This is a genomic window from Pseudomonas brassicacearum, from assembly GCF_000585995.1.
In the GTDB taxonomy this organism is placed as follows: domain Bacteria; phylum Pseudomonadota; class Gammaproteobacteria; order Pseudomonadales; family Pseudomonadaceae; genus Aquipseudomonas; species Aquipseudomonas brassicacearum_A.
Map to the genome: position 1 here is coordinate 3,546,621 of NZ_CP007410.1, position 18,754 is coordinate 3,565,374.

Sequence of the window (18,754 nt, forward strand, 5' to 3'; positions counted from 1 at the left end):
CAGGAAATTTTTTTCCCTTCACCCCAACACGATCACAGTCCACACCGCGAACAGATATCGCATTGACGCCCATGCGCCCTCGCGCGCCCGTCGACAACCCAGCCCCCCAAGCTCATCAGTCGCCACAACCAGGACAGCCCTCCCCCGCGCTAGCCAGGGAGGCCGCGCTGTTGACACCCCGACTGGGGCGGTCCGGCTTTGACGCCGCGGTAGCCAAGCAGCGCATGGTTCTGGAAGGTAGATATCTGCAGGAGCACCCCGGTACTCCCTACGCTGACATAAATGACAAGCTATTTGCGAAAGCCAATGGGAAAGCGCCCGAATCCATGACCGGACGCTTACTGGCCGATGCCAAGCAAGCGCAACAGACGCTGATCCACGAGTTGGAAAAGCTGACTGAGGATCCCCAACATTCACCGGACCTGGAGGCTTACCACAAGGTGTTGACACAGGCAGTGCGCGCGCAAACTGATTTGCTTGGCGCACACGTCGCTCTCTACGAACAGGCATTGACCGATCCACAGCTGTCGGCTGCCGACCGACAGCACATAGAACGTAGCGAAAACGCCTTCGCGCTTCATGCCCAACAGACCGTGAACCTGATACCAGACGCGTTGAAAACGGCCTTGACCAAAGCGGACGCAACGGTCAGCGCGCTGAAGCAATTGAAGCAACCCTCAGAGGACTGGGAACATATCAGCACGATGCTCAGTGATTTGGTCGAGCACACCTCAGTCGATGGCGAATTCAAAGATGCGCTGGATAACGCCAAACTTCCCGCCAAGCTGCAGCAGCTCCATCAGCACAACGACGGCTGGGGAGCGACTGCCAAGGCGGTCGTCGCGGGCGCCGTACCACAAATGCTCGCGTCGGGCCTGGCGTTCGGCTTCGCGCGGGCGGTCATGGAGTCAGCGGTCCCAAACCTGAAGGCCCAGGCGTTCGCCACAGCGCCCGTGATGGCGGCGGCACATGAAGTAGGCACCAACCTGCTCAAGCCCATGAGTCAAGAGATGCTGGGGGGGTGGGCGCTTAAACCGGTGAAAGCGTCACAGGTCATTCCAAACCCGAACCCCCGGGTCATTGTCGATGGCGAGCTCAAGCCCCTGACCGCAGAGCAAAAAGACGCCGCCATGCAGGAGGTTGATGAACTGCGCGGTCGCCATCTCAACGCCCAGCAAGCCAACAAGAATGGAACCGGCATTGGCGAGGCTGAAGCCTTCGGCGCGTTCGGCCTGGCACAAGGCATCCGGCAAGGAATAGGGCTAGCCAAGCCGCATATCCCAGTGGAGCAGTTTGGTCCTCGCACGCTGGCCTCCATGGCGGGTGGCCTGATCATGGGCGGCGTGCAATCGGGCGCGCAGCTGCGCAGTACCGTTCCTGATCGGCGCGGACGTGAACTGCCGACCCACACCTTCAAGGAAGTCGACAAACCTTTGGCGAATCGCCTGGCAAAAGCGGCTTCGGACGCGGTGTTGGCCAGCGACCCGAGCAATCCTGAGGTTCGTCAAAGCCTGTTCAGTAAAACCTACGGTTCACTCGCTGGGTTGGGCAGTGCAATGGCCGTCAGCTCAGCGGCACGGGCCTTTGGCTCAGACACGCCGGCGCAGCAGTTCGGCCAGGTACTCCTGGCAGCTTTGGGCTCGCCGGCCCTACTAATTCCGGCCTATGCAAGCTTTCAGGCGGGCGCGGAAACCGACGCCCACCAGGCGGCGCTTGAAAAGGAGCGTGAAACGCAAGAGTTGCCCGGGCCGGGCGCCCCCGCTCAAGTACCGGCGTCCAACTTCCCACGCACACAAACGGCAATGCAGAACATCCGGTCGCCCGACCGGGCCGATTTACCGCACGGGTCCATGCCGGGAACATGGGGCAGAGCTGCAGAAAATACCTACCATCGTGTCCGAGGGGGATTGCAAGTCGCGTCCCAGGTTCCGACGGAACTCACCGAGCTTGCCATCAAGAAAGTTGCCGCACACTTGGGTGAGGGCTCTGATGACGTGGCGGACCCACAACCACCCGGAGCTTTTCCGCAAGAGTGACGCGGCTCGATAGCCTCCTACCTGGACACTTCAACCGGCAGACACATCACCCCAGTGCTGCCGGTTGAAGTTTTATCGCCGTGTCCTACGCTAGAGTACGCATCGCTCTTGCAGCAGGCGCCGGGCCAGGATCCGAGCGGCCGACAGAATTCGCTCGACCTGTTGGTCCATTTTCACATTGGACAGCCCATCGAGGCTCAGCTCAAGGACTCGCAGCTTGTGACCACAGACCGACCCCAGCCAGGCGAGGCTTGGGATCGCTTCGACTTCGACATCCAACAAAAAGCAATTTGGACACACAGGGCTTAGCAACTGCCTCGCCTGACCGCAAGAAGGCGTCCCCGACTGCGTCGGCTTCGCCCCTGACTGCAGCCAGTCGAGCATCAATTCCGCTGGACGCTGGACCGCCAGATACGCAACCTGGTCCCAATCGTCCAAGGCGACGTGCACCTGATCAATGATGTATTTGGGTAACGACGCACTGATGACAATAACCACCCCGACATCCGCCGAAGGTTCCTTGATCCAGGCTGCTGCTTGTGACATCACATCCATCGCACCCACTCCCATTAATCTGTACTTATTTGCACCGCAAACCTGTCGCCAGACTCGCCCTCTGATCTTTCCTGCGCCAATACTCTTTCAACCGTTACGGAACAGGCTTGCCGCCGTCCTTACCAGGCCCATGGCCGTTTCCCAGCTTAGCCGGAACCGATATTAAAACCCGCTGCATCCAGCCGCATATTCCGCCCTGAATCAGATCAACCCCAGGCTCAGCGCTTTGAGCGTGGCCGCTGCGCGTGTGGTGCATTGCAGCTTGCGGAACATGTTTTCAACGTGAGTGCGCACCGTACTCGGGCTGATTCCAAGCTGACGCGCCACTTCCTTGTTGCTGCCGCCCTCACTGATGCAACGCAATATTTGTGCTTCACGCTCGGAGAGCAGGCTGCTGTTTGTTCTGGGTTGGACCATGGCGCGATTGCCCTCGGCGCTCAAGTCGAGTTGCCGCGGTTGCTGGCTGCGCAAGGCCTCCAAAGTCAATGTTGCAACTTGCAGTCGATAGCGAATCAGCCCTGAATCGCCTTCGAAGCCGCGGATATAGCCGCGGCCATCGAGCCGATCATAAGACTGGACCAATGCCTGGGCTGCCAACGAACGTCCATCGGCCTGGCCGCAGGCACCGACGGTCCAATGAGGCACCCTACCGTCGTCTGGAAACGCCCCAGGAATGAGCCAGACATGATGAGCCGCCATGGCATGGCTCTCGGCATCGCTTGACAGGCAACTAAAACCGTTCAGGTTCATCATGCTCAGCTCCTGATTATTTATTATTCACGCTGGGTCGACAGGTCCGCTGCTTCATCTTAGGGATATTTATCAGAAAGCGCGTTGCATCTTTTCAGCCAAACTCGAAACAATATTTCTCCGCTTATCAGATAAACTATTTTTATTTCAAATAAATTGATTTAGACGCAACAAAAGCAACCGCTCGCTTACTCAGGCATTTTTCTGACCACGCGCAAGCGCACCTGCCGAGACCGAAAATACGGTCAAGCAATTGAATCAAAAGATTAATTTCCCGATGCATCAACCTACTTCAGAGCGCGCTGCCGGCAGGACATCTCAGCCAATGTTGCTCGGCCTCAAATCAACCCTAGCGTCAGGGCTTTGAGCGTCGCAGCCGCACGAGTGGTGCATTGAAGCTTACGGAACACGCTTTCCACATGGGTGCGGACCGTACTCGGACTGATGCCCAACTGGCGCGCCACTTCCTTGTTGCTTCCCCCCGCGCTGATGCGCCGCAGAATTTCCGTTTCCCGCTCGGAAAGCAAGCCACCGCTCGGCCTGCAGGCCGTCATCGTCGCATCCCCGCGCGCCGCCGCGATAACCGCCTGACAGGCTCGAGGCTCAAAGCGTCCTTGGTCCGCCTCGTCCAACAACAGGCGGGTGGCGGCGTCCTGACTGAAGGCCGGCCGCCACGGTCGCTCGCTCAGCAACGCTTGCCAGGCCAGGGCTGCGGCGAGCAAGCGATGTTCACTTTGCAGAGCGTCAGCGTTGAGACTGCGGAAGTAACCACTGCCGTCCAGTCGCTCGTAGGCGTGAGCCGCTATCTGGCCCGACACTGCCAGCGCTGGTATCTGGCTACAGGCCCGCGACGTCCAGTAAGGCACCAGCCGCACCTGCTCAAGATCACCTTCCAATAACGCACCCGGGGTATTCCAGACCCGATTGGGTACCGCTGCGCGGCCAAGGCCGTGGACCAGCGCCGCTTGGCCGAGATGGTCTACCGATGCCTCTGATAGTCCGGAAAGTCTGGCGGCCTCTTGAACCAGCTCCGAAGAGCGTCGCGAATACCCAGACAGCCACGGCAGCTTGAGATCGATCACATCGCCGACCAGGGTCAACGGCACCGACGGTGCGATTTGTCGCGAAGCGGCAACCTGGGGCACGCGCAGTTGTGCGAGCCAATCTTCGGCGTGTTGCAGCATTTCGGCGGCGAGCGCGGCTGGATAGCGTCGATCGCTTTTGCTCGCAATCCACTGCAAGGCCGCCTCCAGACCGTGCCTGCGGGAGAGGATCTCCAGATCACCTGCCAGCAACACCTGATAAACCACCTCCGGCACCTGCGGATGACGCAGGCCGGATGGCCTTCCCTCGCCGTCGTATTGCTCGAACACATGACGTAGCCCGTGTTCGACTTCGGCGCTCAAGCCCAATGTATGAGCAATATCACCGGACACCTCGCAATGAATCTGCGCCAGCGGCGTGGACCGGCGCATCGCTCGCTGGCCCGCCGCGCTGAGGGTGTGCGTCAGCATTGCGTTGCGACCCTCGACGTCATCGCCCAGCAGTCGGGTAAAACCCTCTGCATTGGCGGTGCACCCTGACCAGCGCAGCAAGGCCACCTGGCGTCCGATCTCGGCGTGCTCGCCAGTGCCGTTGCACGCGTGCGCGAGCATCTGCACCAGGCGGGCGGTGCGGCGCGACTGATCGAATGGCTGGCCCATGCTCAAATCGCCCACCATGGACAACGCCAGGATGGCGTCTTCCGATTCGATGCAATCACCTGCCGACATGTCGTTTCCTCCGAACATCCGATTGAACATGGTTGATGGCCTCGGATAAATGACCGATACCTCAGCCGGCGAGTATCGCTGAAACTGCGCTCACCCCATACAGGAGATCGCATCATGTTCAAACCCAAGGCCCTTGCCCTCACACTCGCCATGACCTGCTCATTGCTCGGCGGCGCGGTCCATGCCGCGACGCAGCAACCTTCTGTCGTCATCGTCCATGGCGCTTTCGCCGACGGCTCCGACTGGGGCAAGGTCGTTCCCCTGCTGCAGGCGGAAGGCATCAAGGTCACCGTGGTACAAAACCCGCTGACCTCGCTGGCTGACGATGTCGCCGCCACGCAGCGTGTGCTGAACAACCAGGAGAACGACGTCGTGTTGGTCGGCCACTCCTGGGGCGGCACCGTCATCAGTGAAGCCGGCACCGACAAGAAAGTACGCAGCCTGGTGTACGTCGCCGCGTTTGCTCCGGACGCCGGTCAAGCCAGTAAAGACCTGGGCAAGGATTACCCCGCTCCGTCCGGCGTGAAAGACATCGCTGCCGACAAGAACGGTTTCCTGTACATGACCGCCGAGGGGATGGCCACCGGCTTTGCCCAGGATCTTTCTGCCGAGCAAACCGCGGTGATGGCCGCGACGCAAGGGCCGATCCGCGCCTCGGCATTCGATGACAAGACCAGCGCCGCCGCCTGGAAAGGCAAGCCAACCTGGTACGTCGTGGCCAAGGAAGACCGGATGATCCAGCCTGATCTGCAGCGGGCCTTCGCCAAGAAAATCGGCGCCAAGGTCACCGAAATCGACGCCAGCCACGTGCCACAACAATCGCGTCCAGATGATGTCGCAAAAGTCATCATCCAGGCCGTTCAGAAGGGCCAATAATTTCGGGCCTCTTCTGCGCCGGGATCGAGGGAAGTGCTGCGTCTGGATGGATTGCCACCGGTTTCAGGACAGGGTGGTCGGAAGCTCGGACGCAACGCACTTCCCTCGCTACGCTCGTCGCATCTGACGAGATTGAGCTTCGCCTCCTGTTACCCAGCCGACGGCAAACATCCGTTGGAACCTTTTGCCCGCCAGCCGTCACTCATTGCCCAACAAACGAAACGGCAGTCGATTGACCCGTCATCGTGCCCGGCTTCACCCATCAATACCCTAGCGAGATTCACCGCATGTTCTCCCCTGCAATGATTTTGCCCCTCGATCGACGCTTGAATCTGGCGAGCGATACCACACCGACCAAGGAACCTCGCTCATGCCTATGAATCCCGAGCTGAAAAAGCATCATTTCGATTTTATCGTCTGTGGTGCGGGAACCGCCGGCTCCGTCGTGGCCGGACGGCTGGCCGAGAATCCCGAGGTGCAGGTGCTGCTCATCGAGGCAGGAGGCAGCGATGACCACCCCCACGTGCTGGAACCGGGGAACTGGCCGCTGAACCTGGGCACCGAGCGCGACTGGAACTTCGTGGGCGCCGCGAACCCTCATCTCAATGACCGGAAAATCCCGCTGAATATGGGCCGCGGCTTGGGGGGTGGGTCCAGCGTCAATGTCATGTTGTGGGCCCGCGGCCACAAAAACGACTGGGAAGACTTCGCCGCACTCAGTGGCGACCCGGCGTGGAACTACGCGTCGGTCCTGAAAATTTATCAACGCGTGGAAGACTATCGGGGCACCTGCGATCCGGTGCGTCGCGGCAAGGGCGGACCGGTTCATGTCGCGCCTGTGCGAGACGCCCAACCGATTGCCGACGCCATGATCAGTGCGGCTGCCGGCATGGGTATACCGGCTTTCGAGAACCCGAACGGCGCCATGATGGAAGGCCGCGGAGGCGCGGCCTTGAATGATCTCATCGTCAAGGATGGCCGGCGTAATTCCATCTACCGCGCCTACGTCGCTCCACGCTGCGGCCAGCCCAACCTCACCGTTCTGACCGATACGCTTGTCAGCCGCGTGCTCTTCAGGGATCAACGCGCCATCGGCGTGCAAACCATAAACAATGGGCAGACCGAGTGTTTTTACGCCGATCACGAAGTGATTCTTTCACTGGGGGCGGTCAACACACCCAAGGTCCTGATGCAATCAGGCGTGGGGGCGGAGGAGGAATTGCAGCGCCATGGCATTCCGCTCGTCCAGCATCTCCCCGGCGTTGGTACCAATCATCAGGACCACGTGTCCTTTGCCGTTATTTTCGAATACCAGGCTCCACAACCGGTGGGTTATGGCGGTTCGGAGGCAACGCTCTACTGGAGCAGCGAAAGCGCCTTGCATCTCCCCGACATGTTCCACTGCCAAGTTGAATTTCCAGTGCCCAGCGCAGAGACCGCCTCACTCGGCGTTCCCGCGCATGGCTGGACAATGTTCGCAGGCCTTGCCCATCCGGAAAGTCGCGGCCGGGTCAAGCTCAGCGGTCCGAATGTGAGCGATGCCCCGATCATCCAGCCCAACACGTTGTCGCATCCCACCGATCGGCGCAACGCGCTGGAAAACATCCGATTTGTCCAGGAACTGGGCGCGCAGGCGCCCTTCAAGGGCTTGGTCAAACGTGAAAGCCTGCCTGGAAAACTCAACACCCAATCGCTCGAACATTACGCGCGCAACGCTGCCGTTACTTACTGGCACCAATGCGGTACGGCAAAAATGGGCCAGGACGCGATGTCCGTGGTCGATAGTCAACTGCGCGTCTACGGCGTCCAGGGCCTGCGCATTGCCGATGCCTCCATCATGCCGCATGTCACGAGCGGCAATACGATGGCCCCGTGCGTCGTGATCGGTGAGCGGGCCGTGGAGGCTATACGGTCCACTTACGACATTTGAGCGCCAGCAGGCACCGGTGACTCGGTTCGAGCCAGCCACCCGCCGAGGGCTGCTTCGAGCCGAATTCAGCGGGACAACCAGGCCTTGCTTGAATTGAACACGTGTGCGTCAACCCACCCAATGAGTTTTACCACGGTCCTAATCATGATTTCAGACATGCATAAAAAACCCAGCGTCGCGCACTGGACGGGCAGAGTCCTGGGCGCTCTGGTGGTGTTGGCATTGCTTGCCGACGCCGGTGTGAATCTTTTCACGCCCCAAGTCCTCGCAAAAAACATGGAGCTGACCGGATTCCCCGATCACCTCTCCTCGGTCATTGGCAGCATCATCCTGGTTTGCACGGTGCTCTACGTGATTCCGAGAACCGCCGTGTTGGGCGCAATACTGGTGACAGGATTCCTGGGTGGTGCCATTTGCACCCATTTGCGCCTGGGAGAATTCGGCTCCGCCTCGCAGATCATCAGTGCGCTGTTGGGCATTGCGGCCTGGGCTTCGCTTTACCTGCGCAGCAATGCCGTCCGCTCCCTGCTGCCGTTGGTTGAAAGCAAAGGGCGAAAATCACGTTTCTGAGCACCAGAGATTTATGGACACACGCGTGCGATTGCATTGACCCGCCGATCAAACAGCCGCGCAAGTCCAGTCATGAGTTCCTTTGGTTGGCCGCATCCAGCCATTTTTTTACGCGCTTCTTCGGGGCGCGTTTTTTTCGGTGCCATCACCCACGGTTTCCGACCAGAAGCATGACGCCGCATAGAAAGCCTGCTCAGGCCCGTCGCGCCAGTCTCTCGTTGCCGGCCGGGTTGGCCCGGGCCATATCGGTAAACGCCTTGAGCGCTGCCGAAGGGTTACGCCGGTTCGGGTAATACAGGCATAAGTTGTCTCGCGCCGGCGTCCAGTCCTCCAGGATCCGCTCAAACTCTCCGCTCTCGATTTCAGCCTGGACATCCTGCTCCATGAAAAAACCGAGGGCCACGCCTGTCCCGACTACAGCTTTGGCGAGGCCAGACTCATCCAGAGTGAACTGTCCGTGCACATCCAGTCTGATGACCTCCCCGTCACGTTCCAGGTGCCACGGGTAAATAGCACCGTTGGGTAGGCGGATCCGTAAGCAGTGATGCGTGAGAAGATCGGCGGGAGTCCGAGGTCGGCCGTGCACCTCGAAGTACGCCGGCGAGCCCACGATGGCGTAACGTTGCGGGCGGCCCAGGGGGATGACAATCATGTCGCTGGGTACCAGATTGGCAGACCGCACGCCAAGGTCGAAGCCGTCAGCAACGATATCCACCAAGCGCCCTTCGGTAACCAGATCGATATGCACCTTTGGGTAGCGCTGCGAAAACTCCAGCATCAGCGGCATCAGGGTCGTTCGAGCGGCACTTGCAAACGCATTGATGCGCAAGATTCCCGAAGGTCCGACATTGTGCGAGCGCACCGCCTCGAGCGCCGCGCGGACATCTTGTAGCGCCGGCCCGACTTGCTCCATGTACATCCTGCCGGCCTCAGTGAGCGACACGCTACGTGTCGTGCGATTGAACAGCCGCGTTTCAAGGTTCGACTCGACCTTGGCGATGGTATTGCTCAATGCCGTGGTGGAAACACTCAGGTCGATAGCCGCTTGCCGAAACGACGCCCGCCGCGCCACGGCCGTTACCGCTTCCAACTCATTGAGCCCGACACGAAGATCCGCCATCTGATTATCCTGTTTAACGGGATTAGTCATTACGTTTATGCCAGTTGAGCAAACTATCCCGTAGACCGCAAGATCGTTGGGTGTAATCAATTCCCGACAGAAAGGAGCCGCTTATGACATTCAGACTTCCCAGCGTCGTCGAGCAGTACTTCGACATCACTAATGGCGACGATGCATCAAGCCTGGCGACATGTTTCAGCGCAGACGCCACCGTGCTTGACGAAAACCGGACACACACGGGGATCGATGCGATCGAGGCCTGGCGACGCGAGACGCAACAAGCCTTCGCGTTCCAGGTCGAGCCAATCGAGGTTATCCAGGGTTCGGGCACGTTGAACGTCACAGCTCGGGTGACCGGTGATTTCCCAGGCAGCTCAGTCCAGTTGAACCACCTGTTCACGTTAGCGGATGGCCGGATCCGCGCGCTGGAGATTACCCCATGAATCTTGATTTGAAAGACAAGCGCGTTTTAGTCACCGGCGGCACCAAGGGCGTCGGCAAAGCAGTCGTCGAGTTGCTGCTCGAAGAAGGTGCAAAAGTGCTGACCTCGGCTCGCCAGGCAAACGCCGAAATGCCGCCAGATTTGTGCGTTCCGGCTGACCTGTCGACCCGCGAGGGTTGCGCGACGCTGGTGGCCGCGACCAGGCGGATATTGGGAAACGTCGACATCATTATCCACGTCCTGGGTGGCTCATCGGCACCGGGTGGTGGCTTTGCTGCACTGGATGAGGAGCACTGGCAACGCGAGCTGGATCTGAATCTGTTTCCCGCCGTGCGTATTGATCGTGCCTTGCTGCCGGACATGCTCGAACGAAACGAGGGCGTCATCATCCACGTGACTTCCATTCAGAACCGGCTGCCGCTGCCTGAAGCAACGACCGCCTACGCGGCTGCCAAGGCAGCACTCTCGACTTACAGCAAAAGCCTGTCGAAGGAGGTTTCGCCAAAAGGTGTGCGTGTCGTCCGGGTATCGCCGGGGTGGATTGAAACCGAGGCGTCGGTCGCATTGGCCGAGCGCCTGGCAAAGGAAGCAGGTACCGACTATGAAGGCGGCAAGCAGATGATCATGGATGCGTTAGGCGGTATTCCACTCGGCCGGCCCTCGAAACCTGCAGAAGTGGCGAACCTCATCGCCTTCCTGGCTTCCCCTCGGGCGGCATCCATCACGGGAAGCGAATTTGTCATCGATGGCGGCACCATTCCGACGACGTCATAAGAAGTGTGGGGCGGCCTCGACGGTCCGCCCCTAACCTTCAGGAGCAAATTCCCGAGGTTTACGGAACCAACATGCCTGATGTCGCCACTTATTCGAGAACTAAAACTCTGGAAAGCGATGGAATGACTAGCTTAGGCCCGGCTCAATGGAACCCAACGTTCAGCTTTACCCCAGCAACAGCGCCTAAGGCTGAGCATGCCACGTCAGCTTCCGCCCGCCCGTTGACTGAGGTTGTTCGCGAAGATATCGATAAAGTCAGCCAGCAAACCGGTATCTGTGGGAAGCACTTGCAGCAGCTCCATGACATCGCTCGGGAGCATCGATGCATTATCGCTTTCCGCCCTGTTGATCCACACAACGCACAACTGATAGAGATGGGCTATCCAACCAAGGGGCTGAATATAAAAGGGAAGAGTTCCACGGTCGGCCCGCTGTTCGGTTTTATTCCGGCAAATCAGCAGCTCAGTGGAAAAGGCAGCACGACATCGGCCGATACGGAAAAAGCGAATCTGCAAATCGAACAGTGCGTGGCGAACGGACATGCGGTTAAGGTGCCTTTGGAGCTGCCAGCAGCACGTATGGAATACCTGCAGCAACATAATTTGATAAGACCGCTTGTTACACCTGAGTTCGCAAGCACCAAGGAGGATGGGTCCACGTTTAACTTCACTGCTGATAAAACAGCAAACGGCACCTATCGAATATCCACGGACGGTCAGGCTGTTGAAGTGCTGGCACCGAAGGTTCAACCTCACGACAGGCCTGCTCTTCCCTTCACCGCTGACTACGACTTGCTGTTTTTGATGCCGCAATGGGATGACGTCCCACAACAGAGTCAACGGCGAAGCTCGGTAAAACCAGCCGCGCCAAACGAGCAGCCCGCTGATCTTGGCATTGCCCATATTCGATCGAAATATGAAAATGTCCCTGCCAAAGATACGGCGGGTGCCGCCCCGACTGTTGATTATGTCACCCGCCTCGAGGAACGAGTCATTGACGACATCAACCACTCATTACGCGGCGATTTGAAAACACATCTGAATATTGATGATCCATCAGACTGGAACCTGGTCCATCATGGCTCGGACGAAGGCAATCCAAGTACAGACATGCACAGGAACCTTCCAGCTACCATCATTGCCCCGCAGGCACTGGGCGAATTTGGCGCCATTGCAGTCATACCTGACAAGGTCACGTTAAACGGTTTCCTGGAGGAGGCGCGTGACGCTCACGCAAGCGGTCATACAGGCTATGTGCTGGTTGGAAACAGGCGTTGGTTTGATGATGAATTAAAGACTAACGTCGCCAACCGCAGTCAAGAAATCATGCGCAAGCTCAGTAGTCAGTCTTCGACTCTTTCTCCCCCTGACACTCGTCGCGGGAGTATAGCGTCCGGCCAAGGCAGCCGGCGTGGCAGTCATATTTCCCAGTCTGAGCTGGATTTATTGAAAGTGGCTGCCGAGCATCGGCGAATTCAGTCCGGTGGATTGACCGAATAAATCCTCGCCGACTTATGCGGTGCAAATTTATCGGGCTGACGTGGGAACCGGCACAACACTATTGGCCACTCATCTGACCGAACCAATTTGCACAAGCGCATGAGGAGAGAAGTCAAATGATATCGGGTGCCAGTAACTCTTCCGTGTTCCTTGGTCACTTGCGGCATGGGCAAGCCATCGAGCCTGCCAAGACTTCGGCTCAAACCGAGCACGTCGCTAAACTTTCACCCGCACATTTGAGTAAAAAGACCCTTGATGCTTTTAAGGAGACCTCTCCGGACATGATCCAGTCGGCCATTGCCTATATGGCCGCCGACGCCATTGCCGATGGGACGCTGAATCTCTACTCAACTGAGCACAACGAGGCAACATTCAAGCTATTGCTAAGTCAAGGAAATACCAGCCCGGGCGAAGCATTACCGCCGGAGCGGACCGCTGGAATCGGCGCTTCGCGTCCTAAGCGAAACAGCCTGGATTCGTTGGCGCTGACCGACATTTCATTGGAAACAGTCAACCAGCCTTCCGATACCAGACTGAGTCGCGTCGAACCCGGCGAACCCGATAATCCCGCGATCAAGGCCGGCGCCGAGGCCTATCAAGCGCTCAGCCCAAAGACCCGTGCGGCGCTCGACGCGATTTTGGAGCTGGTCGACAAGCATGGCGAAGCGGCGTTGTCGGATATCTCCAAAGAAGCGCGACACTCCCTGGACGAGTATCGCGACCTGTCCTACAGATTTTCCTTTGTAGACGCCGACGGTGGTGAGTCAAACGACTGGACATCGAACCCTGTGCCAACCCCATAGCCCTGTTAACGGCTCCGTAGGGCTATCAAGAGCATCAAGCACCCACCGAACGACTCGCTTTCATCACCGGATAAAACAGTGCCTGTCCAGAAATCGCACTTGCTCAAACCCGTGCTGCCTATCTCGTATGAGCAGATGGATCGCTTGGTCGCGTCGATACAGCCTACGCTTCTCGAACAGGCGTTCAGTAGCATCATCGGTATATTGCGAGGTGGAGGCCCCTTAGCGCTGATGGTCTCGCACGCCACGGGCGTTGAACCGGCCTTTTTGCGCTATTACCGGGTCGATCGGAGCGTGATTTGGGACTCGTCGGTCCCCCTTCCTCCTCCAGGCAGCAAAGTGTTGCTCTGTGAAGACATCGCTGGCACCGGGCACACCCTGAAGGACTGCCTGGCGTTCTTGCAGCGCAAGGGATTGATCGTGAGGATTTTCACTGTCGGCTTTGACGACCTGAGCGGCATACGCCCCGATTACGGGCTGGACGGGCGAGGGTATTTCTTGCAGTTCCCTTGGGAGCGCCAAGCCGTTACCCGCGCTTATCGCGATCGCTGGAACGACACCGGTGGCGGGCGTACCGGCAGAATGGCCCATGACCATGATTACGACGTGTTCGCCATCGACCTCGACGGAATACTACTTCCAGATATCCCGCTCCAACGTTATGCGGCTGACTTGAGCGCGGCGCTTGGCGAACGCGACCGCCTCGAGCCCTTCAAGCAACTGCCGCCCCTGGGGCGGGTGAAGGCGATTATCACCGGGCGCCCGGAGATGGATCGCCTTCGTACTCAAGCCTGGCTAAGCCAACACGGCCATGGCGGGACACCGCTGATCATGAGAGATACCCGCTCGTGCAACGACAGCCCGGAACAGGTTGCCCTCTACAAAGCCCGGGCATGCGTACAGTTGGGGTGCACGCACTTCGTTGAAAGCGACCCGACACAAGCGATCCTGATCGCGCAGCAAGCACCTTTGCTGCGGGTAATCTGGTGGGATGCCGGGTGCGGCCGGGGAAAATTGATCGGCGCGGCAGATTGGAAACACGGTGCGCCTGGGGCGCCAGGTTCACTGCTTAATGTTCAGCGCAAACCATAGGAATAAATCCCCAGGTCATTGTTGTCGAACCAATTGCCCTTGGCCCAGATCACCCGATCCTGCTCTGCTTGAAAGCCGATGACGCCCAGGTAGCCGTCGATGGCGAGGCGGTGCCAGGAACGCCCCCAATCCTTGGAATAAAACACCCCATCGGCGGAAATGCTCGCATCCGACCACCAGTAGAGCCAGCGCGGCGGACTGTGTTCGCTGGTGGTATTGATCAACAGACTGTTGTGCCCCACCCAGAAATTCCCGCCGCGCAACCGAGTGTCCGAGGCCAGCGGATCGAACACGCTGGGCAGTTCGCCCAAGGGACGCCAGGCCAACGCGGCTGTATCCAGTTCGGCGACGACGTCTTGTCCGCGCTCGCCTTGGTCGATCAGGCCCATCACCCGCCCAGCATCGTTTTGCACCAACGCATCGATGAACAGGTTGTCGTCACGCTGGACATCCACCACCCGCCATTGCCCGGCCTTGCGTAGCAGTCGAGTCCGTGTCGTTACGTTGAAGGCGATATTGTCGCTTACGCCATCGGGATTGCTCCCCCAAAAACGTTGTGACGCCCAGATAAACGCGTGCTGAGCATCCAGCTGGAGGACATTCGTCCGGACTTCGCCATAAGCGCCTTCGCTCGTGCGCCATTCAGTAATCTCCGGTCGTTTGTCCAGCAAGTACTCGGCGGACACCAGCAGCGGCTCGGTGGAGAATATCGGGGTGCTGGTCGCACCGCGATCAGCCGAATAGAAGACCCCCGTCGAGATGGCCCCCGTCGTCTCCGCTCCATCGTCATCGTCGGCGCCGCTCGGCCGTCCCCAGGCCCAGACCTCATCCGATCCATGGAAATACGGTTCCAGGTTCCAGGCCAACTGATCGGCGTCGGCAAACCAGCCTTTGGCCAACCAGGTCCAGCGCTTGCCTTGATCGTCGCTGCGAAAGACCACGGTCTGGTTGATGCCGTCAGCGGTTGGGGCTTCGGGTCGATCAAGGCCCGTGAGCAGGAACACGCTGGCCCCATCCGCACTGGCCACCAGGCAGGCCGCCGCGCTGACATGCGCCACCAGTTGAAATTGACCCTGGGCATCCAGGCGAGAAATGAACGAGGTTTCGTTGTCACCACGAGGGAGAAAACTGGAAAAGGCCCCAGGCTCCTCCGCCTCTTTATCCTTGTCCTCGACCGGCTTGCCATAGACCACGGCATCCAAGTCCACCACGTCGGCAGAAGGCTCCAGCTGCCTGGCGTCGCCTTCCAGCCGTCCGACCAGCCAGGTGCCCTGCTTGGTCACGACCACGCCAGTGCAATACTGGGTCATCGCCCGCAACCGGGTATCCTTCACGGCGCCCACTTGCTGCTGGTCAGGACTGTCACCGCCCCACTCCAGCTTGGCGCTGGTTATCATCCACATGTACCACAGCGCAGCGCCGCCCAGCAGCGCGACAAACAGAGTAGTGAACAGCTTTGATCGAGGCATCAGGGGGTCCGTTTCCATGACAATTGCGAAGCTTTTCTCATCTCTTCGCTTCGGAGTAAATTTTTATTGCACGAGAATCGACGAACCCGGTCGCATAAATATCAGTGCTGTGACTCAGGTTCCATTCTCCGAGTGACGCCGTTTCGCCAGAAAGCCTCAACGCGTTGAGCAGACGCAAACAAGGAACGCTCCATGCCCCCACGCTCCGGTCCCACCACCCCATTGCCTGAAAACACCGGTTTCGTCCGGGTACGTGGCGCCCGCGAACACAATCTCAAGAATGTCGACGTGGACATCCCCCGCAATGCCTTGGTGGTGTTCACCGGTGTGTCGGGTTCCGGCAAGTCGTCGCTGGCCTTCTCCACGCTCTACGCCGAGGCACAGCGCCGCTACTTCGAGTCCGTCGCGCCCTATGCGCGACGCCTGATCGATCAGGTGGGTGTGCCGGATGTAGACAGCATCGAGGGCCTGCCGCCGGCGGTAGCGTTACAGCAACAGCGCGGCACACCCAGCGCTCGATCGTCAGTGGGCAGCGTCACCACCCTGTCGAGCCTGATACGCATGCTCTACTCCCGCGCCGGCAGCTACCCGGCCGACCAACCGATGCTCTATGCCGAGGATTTCTCGCCCAATACGCCGCAAGGCGCCTGCCCGGAATGCCACGGCCTGGGACGCGTCTACGAAGTGACAGAAGCGTCCATGGTGCCCGATCCGTCGCTGACCATCCGCGAACGCGCAGTGGCGGCCTGGCCCATGGCCTGGCAAGGCCAGAACCTGCGGGACATCCTGGTGACCCTGGGTTATGACGTCGATATTCCCTGGCGTGACCTGCCGAAAAAGCAGCGCGACTGGATTCTTTTCACCGAAGAAACACCCACCGTTCCCGTGTACGCCGGGCTTACCCCGGCCCAGACCCGAGCAGCCCTAAAACGCAAGCTCGAACCCAGTTACCAGGGCACGTTCAGCGGCGCCCGACGTTACTTGCTGCACACCTTCATGCACTCCCAAAGTGCCCAGATGCGCAAACGCGTGGCGCAATACATGCGCGCCAGCCCCTGCCCCTTGTGTGAAGGCAAACGCCTCAAACGCGAGGCATTGACGGTCACCTTCGCCGGCCTGGACATCGCCGAACTGTCCCACCTGCCTTTGCTGGAACTTGCCCAGGTGCTCAAAGAGGTCGTGGCACCGGTTTATCTGGAGCAAGCCGAAGAACCAGGGGAAGTCCTTACTCATCGGCAAACCCGATTGGCTCGTGAACAACGCGCCGCCGGGGCGACAACCCTCACGCCGGAGGACCGGACGCTCGCCATACCCCCAACCTTTCCCTGGAAAAGCGCCTCGCTGCCCAGCGCATCGCCGCTGAACTGCTGGAGCGGATCGTCACCCTCATCGACCTCGGCCTTGGCTACCTGGCCCTGGAGCGCAGCACACCGACACTGTCCTCCGGCGAGTTGCAACGCCTGCGCCTGGCGACCCAGCTCAACTCCCAGCTATTCGGCGTGATCTACGTGCTGGACGAGCCTTCCGCCGGCCTGCACCCGGCTGACAGCGAAGCGTTGTTCGACGCCCTGCAACGCCTCAAGGCTGCCGGCAACTCAGTGTTTGTGGTCGAGCACGACCTGGACACCATGCGCCGCGCGGACTGGCTCATCGATGTGGGGCCGGATGCCGGTGAGCAAGGCGGGAAAGTCCTCTACAGCGGTCCACCCGCCAGTCTTGAACAGGTGCCTGAGTCACGAACCCGCGCCTACCTCTTTGCCGAAGATCACGCCGCTGCACGCAACCCCCGAGCACCCAAGGACTGGCTACGCCTGGAAGGCATCACCCGCAACAACCTTGACAACCTGAGCACAGCCTTTCCTTTGGGCTGCTTCACGGCCGTGACCGGCATCTCTGGCTCGGGTAAATCCAGCCTCGTCAGCCAAGCCCTCTTGGATCTGGTGGGCGCTCATCTGGGCCAGGCCAGCCCGACCGCCGACGCCGACGAACAAAGCCTCGAGGATGAACCGGTGCAAACCAGCGGCGGTCGCGTCAGTGCCGGCCTCGACGCAATCAAGCGCCTGGTCCAGGTAGACCAGAAACCCATCGGGCGTACCCCGCGCTCCAACCTCGCCACCTACACCGGGCTGTTCGACCACGTGCGAAAACTGTTCGCTGCGACGGAGCAGGCTCGAGAACTGGGATTCGATGCCGGACGGTTTTCCTTCAACGTCGCCAAGGGCCGTTGCGAGACCTGTGAGGGTGAGGGCTTCGTCAGCGTCGAGTTGTTGTTCATGCCCAGCGTATACGCGCCCTGCCCTACCTGCCACGGCGCACGCTACAACCCGCAGACCCTGGAAGTGAACTGGCAGGGGTTGAACATTTCCCAGGTGCTGCAACTGACCGTGAACCAGGCACTCGAGGTGTTTTCCGAGCAAGCGGCGGCGAGGCGTTCGCTGCAAGTGCTGCAGGACATTGGATTAGGCTATCTGCGCCTAGGCCAACCGGCCACGGAACTGTCCGGCGGCGAGGCACAGCGGATCAAGCTGGCGACGGAACTGCAGCGCAAGGCCCGAGGAGCGACTTTGTATGTACTGGATGAGCCGACTAACGGACTGCATCCCCAGGACGTCGATCGTCTGCTGGTGCAATTGAATCGACTGGTGGAGGACGGGCATACGGTGGTTGTAGTGGAGCATGACATGCGGGTGGTGGCCCAAAGTGACTGGGTCATCGATGTCGGCCCGGGGGCTGGAACCCAGGGCGGAAAAGTTGTGGTCTGCGGAGATCCGGAGACGGTGGCTGGATGCGGGGACAGTCGAACGGCAGCGTTCCTCAAAAGGGCTCTACAGCTTGAAAATTAACGCTTTTTTCAATGTTTCTCACTGCCTCGGAAAAGTTGTCTATACTACCTCCCAGTTAATCGTTTCAGTAGTCGAGCTTAACTGCGGCCTCACGGTTCAAAAAGCGTGAGGCTATACATGCCAGGAGGCGCAATGACATCAACCTTGTTGAGAGAAATAGAGTTTCACGGGGGGACGAGACGCCCTTATCGCTCCCTGAAGCGATTCCCGATGAACTGGACAA

14 protein-coding genes and 1 pseudogene are annotated in these 18,754 nt (G+C 59.5%); 10 read left to right on the plus strand and 5 right to left on the minus strand.

Annotated elements, in window-relative coordinates:
• Positions 1-170 precede the first annotated feature (170 nt).
• Entirely contained in the window at positions 171-2,036 is a 1,866-nt protein-coding gene (locus tag CD58_RS15365) for a hypothetical protein (protein WP_144238572.1), read from the plus strand.
• A 90-nt stretch (positions 2,037-2,126) separates the two neighbouring features.
• Here CD58_RS15365 and CD58_RS15370 read toward each other — a convergent pair whose 3' ends face one another.
• The 3 genes from CD58_RS15370 to CD58_RS15380 all read right to left on the minus strand — a co-directional run bounded on the left by CD58_RS15370 (position 2,127) and on the right by CD58_RS15380 (position 5,113).
• On the minus strand, positions 2,127-2,591 hold the full coding sequence (locus CD58_RS15370; RefSeq protein WP_025213887.1) for a hypothetical protein: 465 nt from the start codon (positions 2,589-2,591) through the stop codon (positions 2,127-2,129).
• Positions 2,592-2,792: 201 nt separating this feature from the next.
• Complete coding sequence (locus tag CD58_RS15375; protein WP_025213888.1) at positions 2,793-3,344, minus strand: helix-turn-helix transcriptional regulator; 552 nt, start codon at positions 3,342-3,344, stop codon at positions 2,793-2,795.
• 335 nt (positions 3,345-3,679) lie between these two features.
• Entirely contained in the window at positions 3,680-5,113 is a 1,434-nt protein-coding gene (locus tag CD58_RS15380; RefSeq protein ID WP_025213889.1) for an HD domain-containing phosphohydrolase, read from the minus strand.
• A 114-nt stretch (positions 5,114-5,227) separates the two neighbouring features.
• Here CD58_RS15380 and CD58_RS15385 point away from each other — a divergent pair, with 114 nt between their 5' ends.
• The 3 genes from CD58_RS15385 to CD58_RS15395 all read left to right on the plus strand — a co-directional run bounded on the left by CD58_RS15385 (position 5,228) and on the right by CD58_RS15395 (position 8,489).
• Positions 5,228-5,989 carry an alpha/beta hydrolase gene (locus CD58_RS15385; RefSeq protein WP_025213890.1) on the plus strand — a complete coding sequence of 254 codons (762 nt, stop codon included), beginning with the start codon at positions 5,228-5,230 and terminating at the stop codon, positions 5,987-5,989.
• Between the two features lie 370 nt (positions 5,990-6,359).
• Positions 6,360-7,919 (plus strand): GMC family oxidoreductase, encoded by a 1,560-nt coding sequence (locus CD58_RS15390; RefSeq protein ID WP_025213891.1) that lies wholly within the window; start codon positions 6,360-6,362, stop codon positions 7,917-7,919.
• Between the two features lie 156 nt (positions 7,920-8,075).
• Positions 8,076-8,489 carry a DoxX family protein gene (locus CD58_RS15395; RefSeq protein WP_025213892.1) on the plus strand — a complete coding sequence of 138 codons (414 nt, stop codon included), beginning with the start codon at positions 8,076-8,078 and terminating at the stop codon, positions 8,487-8,489.
• 193 nt (positions 8,490-8,682) lie between these two features.
• On the opposite strand, the gene CD58_RS15400 is transcribed toward CD58_RS15395, so the two are convergent.
• The gene (locus CD58_RS15400; protein ID WP_025213893.1) at positions 8,683-9,609 is read right to left on the minus strand and encodes a LysR substrate-binding domain-containing protein; all 927 of its coding nucleotides are present in this window, start codon (positions 9,607-9,609) and stop codon (positions 8,683-8,685) included.
• A gap of 113 nt (positions 9,610-9,722) precedes the next feature.
• On the opposite strand from CD58_RS15400, the gene CD58_RS15405 reads away from it, so the two are divergent.
• The 5 genes from CD58_RS15405 (at position 9,723) to CD58_RS15425 (ending at position 14,219) form a co-directional block, all read left to right on the plus strand.
• On the plus strand, positions 9,723-10,052 hold the full coding sequence (locus CD58_RS15405) for a nuclear transport factor 2 family protein (protein WP_025213894.1): 330 nt from the start codon (positions 9,723-9,725) through the stop codon (positions 10,050-10,052).
• On the plus strand, positions 10,049-10,825 hold the full coding sequence (locus CD58_RS15410) for an SDR family oxidoreductase (RefSeq protein ID WP_025213895.1): 777 nt from the start codon (positions 10,049-10,051) through the stop codon (positions 10,823-10,825). The genes CD58_RS15405 and CD58_RS15410 overlap by 4 nt, the downstream gene beginning before the upstream one ends.
• A gap of 71 nt (positions 10,826-10,896) precedes the next feature.
• Positions 10,897-12,324, plus strand: a complete 1,428-nt coding sequence (locus CD58_RS15415; protein ID WP_080712556.1) for an anthrax toxin-like adenylyl cyclase domain-containing protein — start codon at positions 10,897-10,899, stop codon at positions 12,322-12,324.
• A gap of 116 nt (positions 12,325-12,440) precedes the next feature.
• On the plus strand, positions 12,441-13,127 hold the full coding sequence (locus CD58_RS15420; protein WP_144238573.1) for a hypothetical protein: 687 nt from the start codon (positions 12,441-12,443) through the stop codon (positions 13,125-13,127).
• 135 nt (positions 13,128-13,262) lie between these two features.
• A complete protein-coding gene (locus tag CD58_RS15425) occupies positions 13,263-14,219 on the plus strand; it encodes a phosphoribosyltransferase (protein WP_049866982.1) in 957 nt (318 codons plus the stop codon).
• On the opposite strand, the gene CD58_RS15430 is transcribed toward CD58_RS15425, so the two are convergent.
• Complete coding sequence (locus CD58_RS15430; protein WP_025213899.1) at positions 14,204-15,688, minus strand: hypothetical protein; 1,485 nt, start codon at positions 15,686-15,688, stop codon at positions 14,204-14,206. The two genes, CD58_RS15425 and CD58_RS15430, sit on opposite strands and share 16 nt — an antisense overlap.
• A 192-nt stretch (positions 15,689-15,880) precedes the next feature.
• On the opposite strand from CD58_RS15430, the pseudogene CD58_RS28785 reads away from it, so the two are divergent.
• A pseudogene (locus tag CD58_RS28785) lies at positions 15,881-18,531 on the plus strand (excinuclease ABC subunit A).
• Positions 18,532-18,754 lie beyond the last annotated feature (223 nt).

What these genes read in the sequence shown, in the direction of transcription:
- CD58_RS15385 (WP_025213890.1), top strand. Translation starts at nt 5,228, where the DNA reads ATGTTCAAACCCAAGGCCCTTGCCCTCACACTCGCCATGACCTGCTCA.
- CD58_RS15380 (WP_025213889.1), bottom strand. Translation starts at nt 5,113, where the DNA reads ATGTCGGCAGGTGATTGCATCGAATCGGAAGACGCCATCCTGGCGTTG.
- CD58_RS15395 (WP_025213892.1), top strand. Translation starts at nt 8,076, where the DNA reads ATGCATAAAAAACCCAGCGTCGCGCACTGGACGGGCAGAGTCCTGGGC.
- CD58_RS15420 (WP_144238573.1), top strand. Translation starts at nt 12,441, where the DNA reads ATGATATCGGGTGCCAGTAACTCTTCCGTGTTCCTTGGTCACTTGCGG.
- CD58_RS15415 (WP_080712556.1), top strand. Translation starts at nt 10,897, where the DNA reads ATGCCTGATGTCGCCACTTATTCGAGAACTAAAACTCTGGAAAGCGAT.
- CD58_RS15400 (WP_025213893.1), bottom strand. Translation starts at nt 9,609, where the DNA reads ATGGCGGATCTTCGTGTCGGGCTCAATGAGTTGGAAGCGGTAACGGCC.
- CD58_RS15425 (WP_049866982.1), top strand. Translation starts at nt 13,263, where the DNA reads ATGGATCGCTTGGTCGCGTCGATACAGCCTACGCTTCTCGAACAGGCG.
- CD58_RS15405 (WP_025213894.1), top strand. Translation starts at nt 9,723, where the DNA reads ATGACATTCAGACTTCCCAGCGTCGTCGAGCAGTACTTCGACATCACT.
- CD58_RS15410 (WP_025213895.1), top strand. Translation starts at nt 10,049, where the DNA reads ATGAATCTTGATTTGAAAGACAAGCGCGTTTTAGTCACCGGCGGCACC.
- CD58_RS15370 (WP_025213887.1), bottom strand. Translation starts at nt 2,591, where the DNA reads ATGGATGTGATGTCACAAGCAGCAGCCTGGATCAAGGAACCTTCGGCG.
- CD58_RS15390 (WP_025213891.1), top strand. Translation starts at nt 6,360, where the DNA reads ATGCCTATGAATCCCGAGCTGAAAAAGCATCATTTCGATTTTATCGTC.
- CD58_RS15430 (WP_025213899.1), bottom strand. Translation starts at nt 15,688, where the DNA reads ATGCCTCGATCAAAGCTGTTCACTACTCTGTTTGTCGCGCTGCTGGGC.
- CD58_RS15375 (WP_025213888.1), bottom strand. Translation starts at nt 3,344, where the DNA reads ATGATGAACCTGAACGGTTTTAGTTGCCTGTCAAGCGATGCCGAGAGC.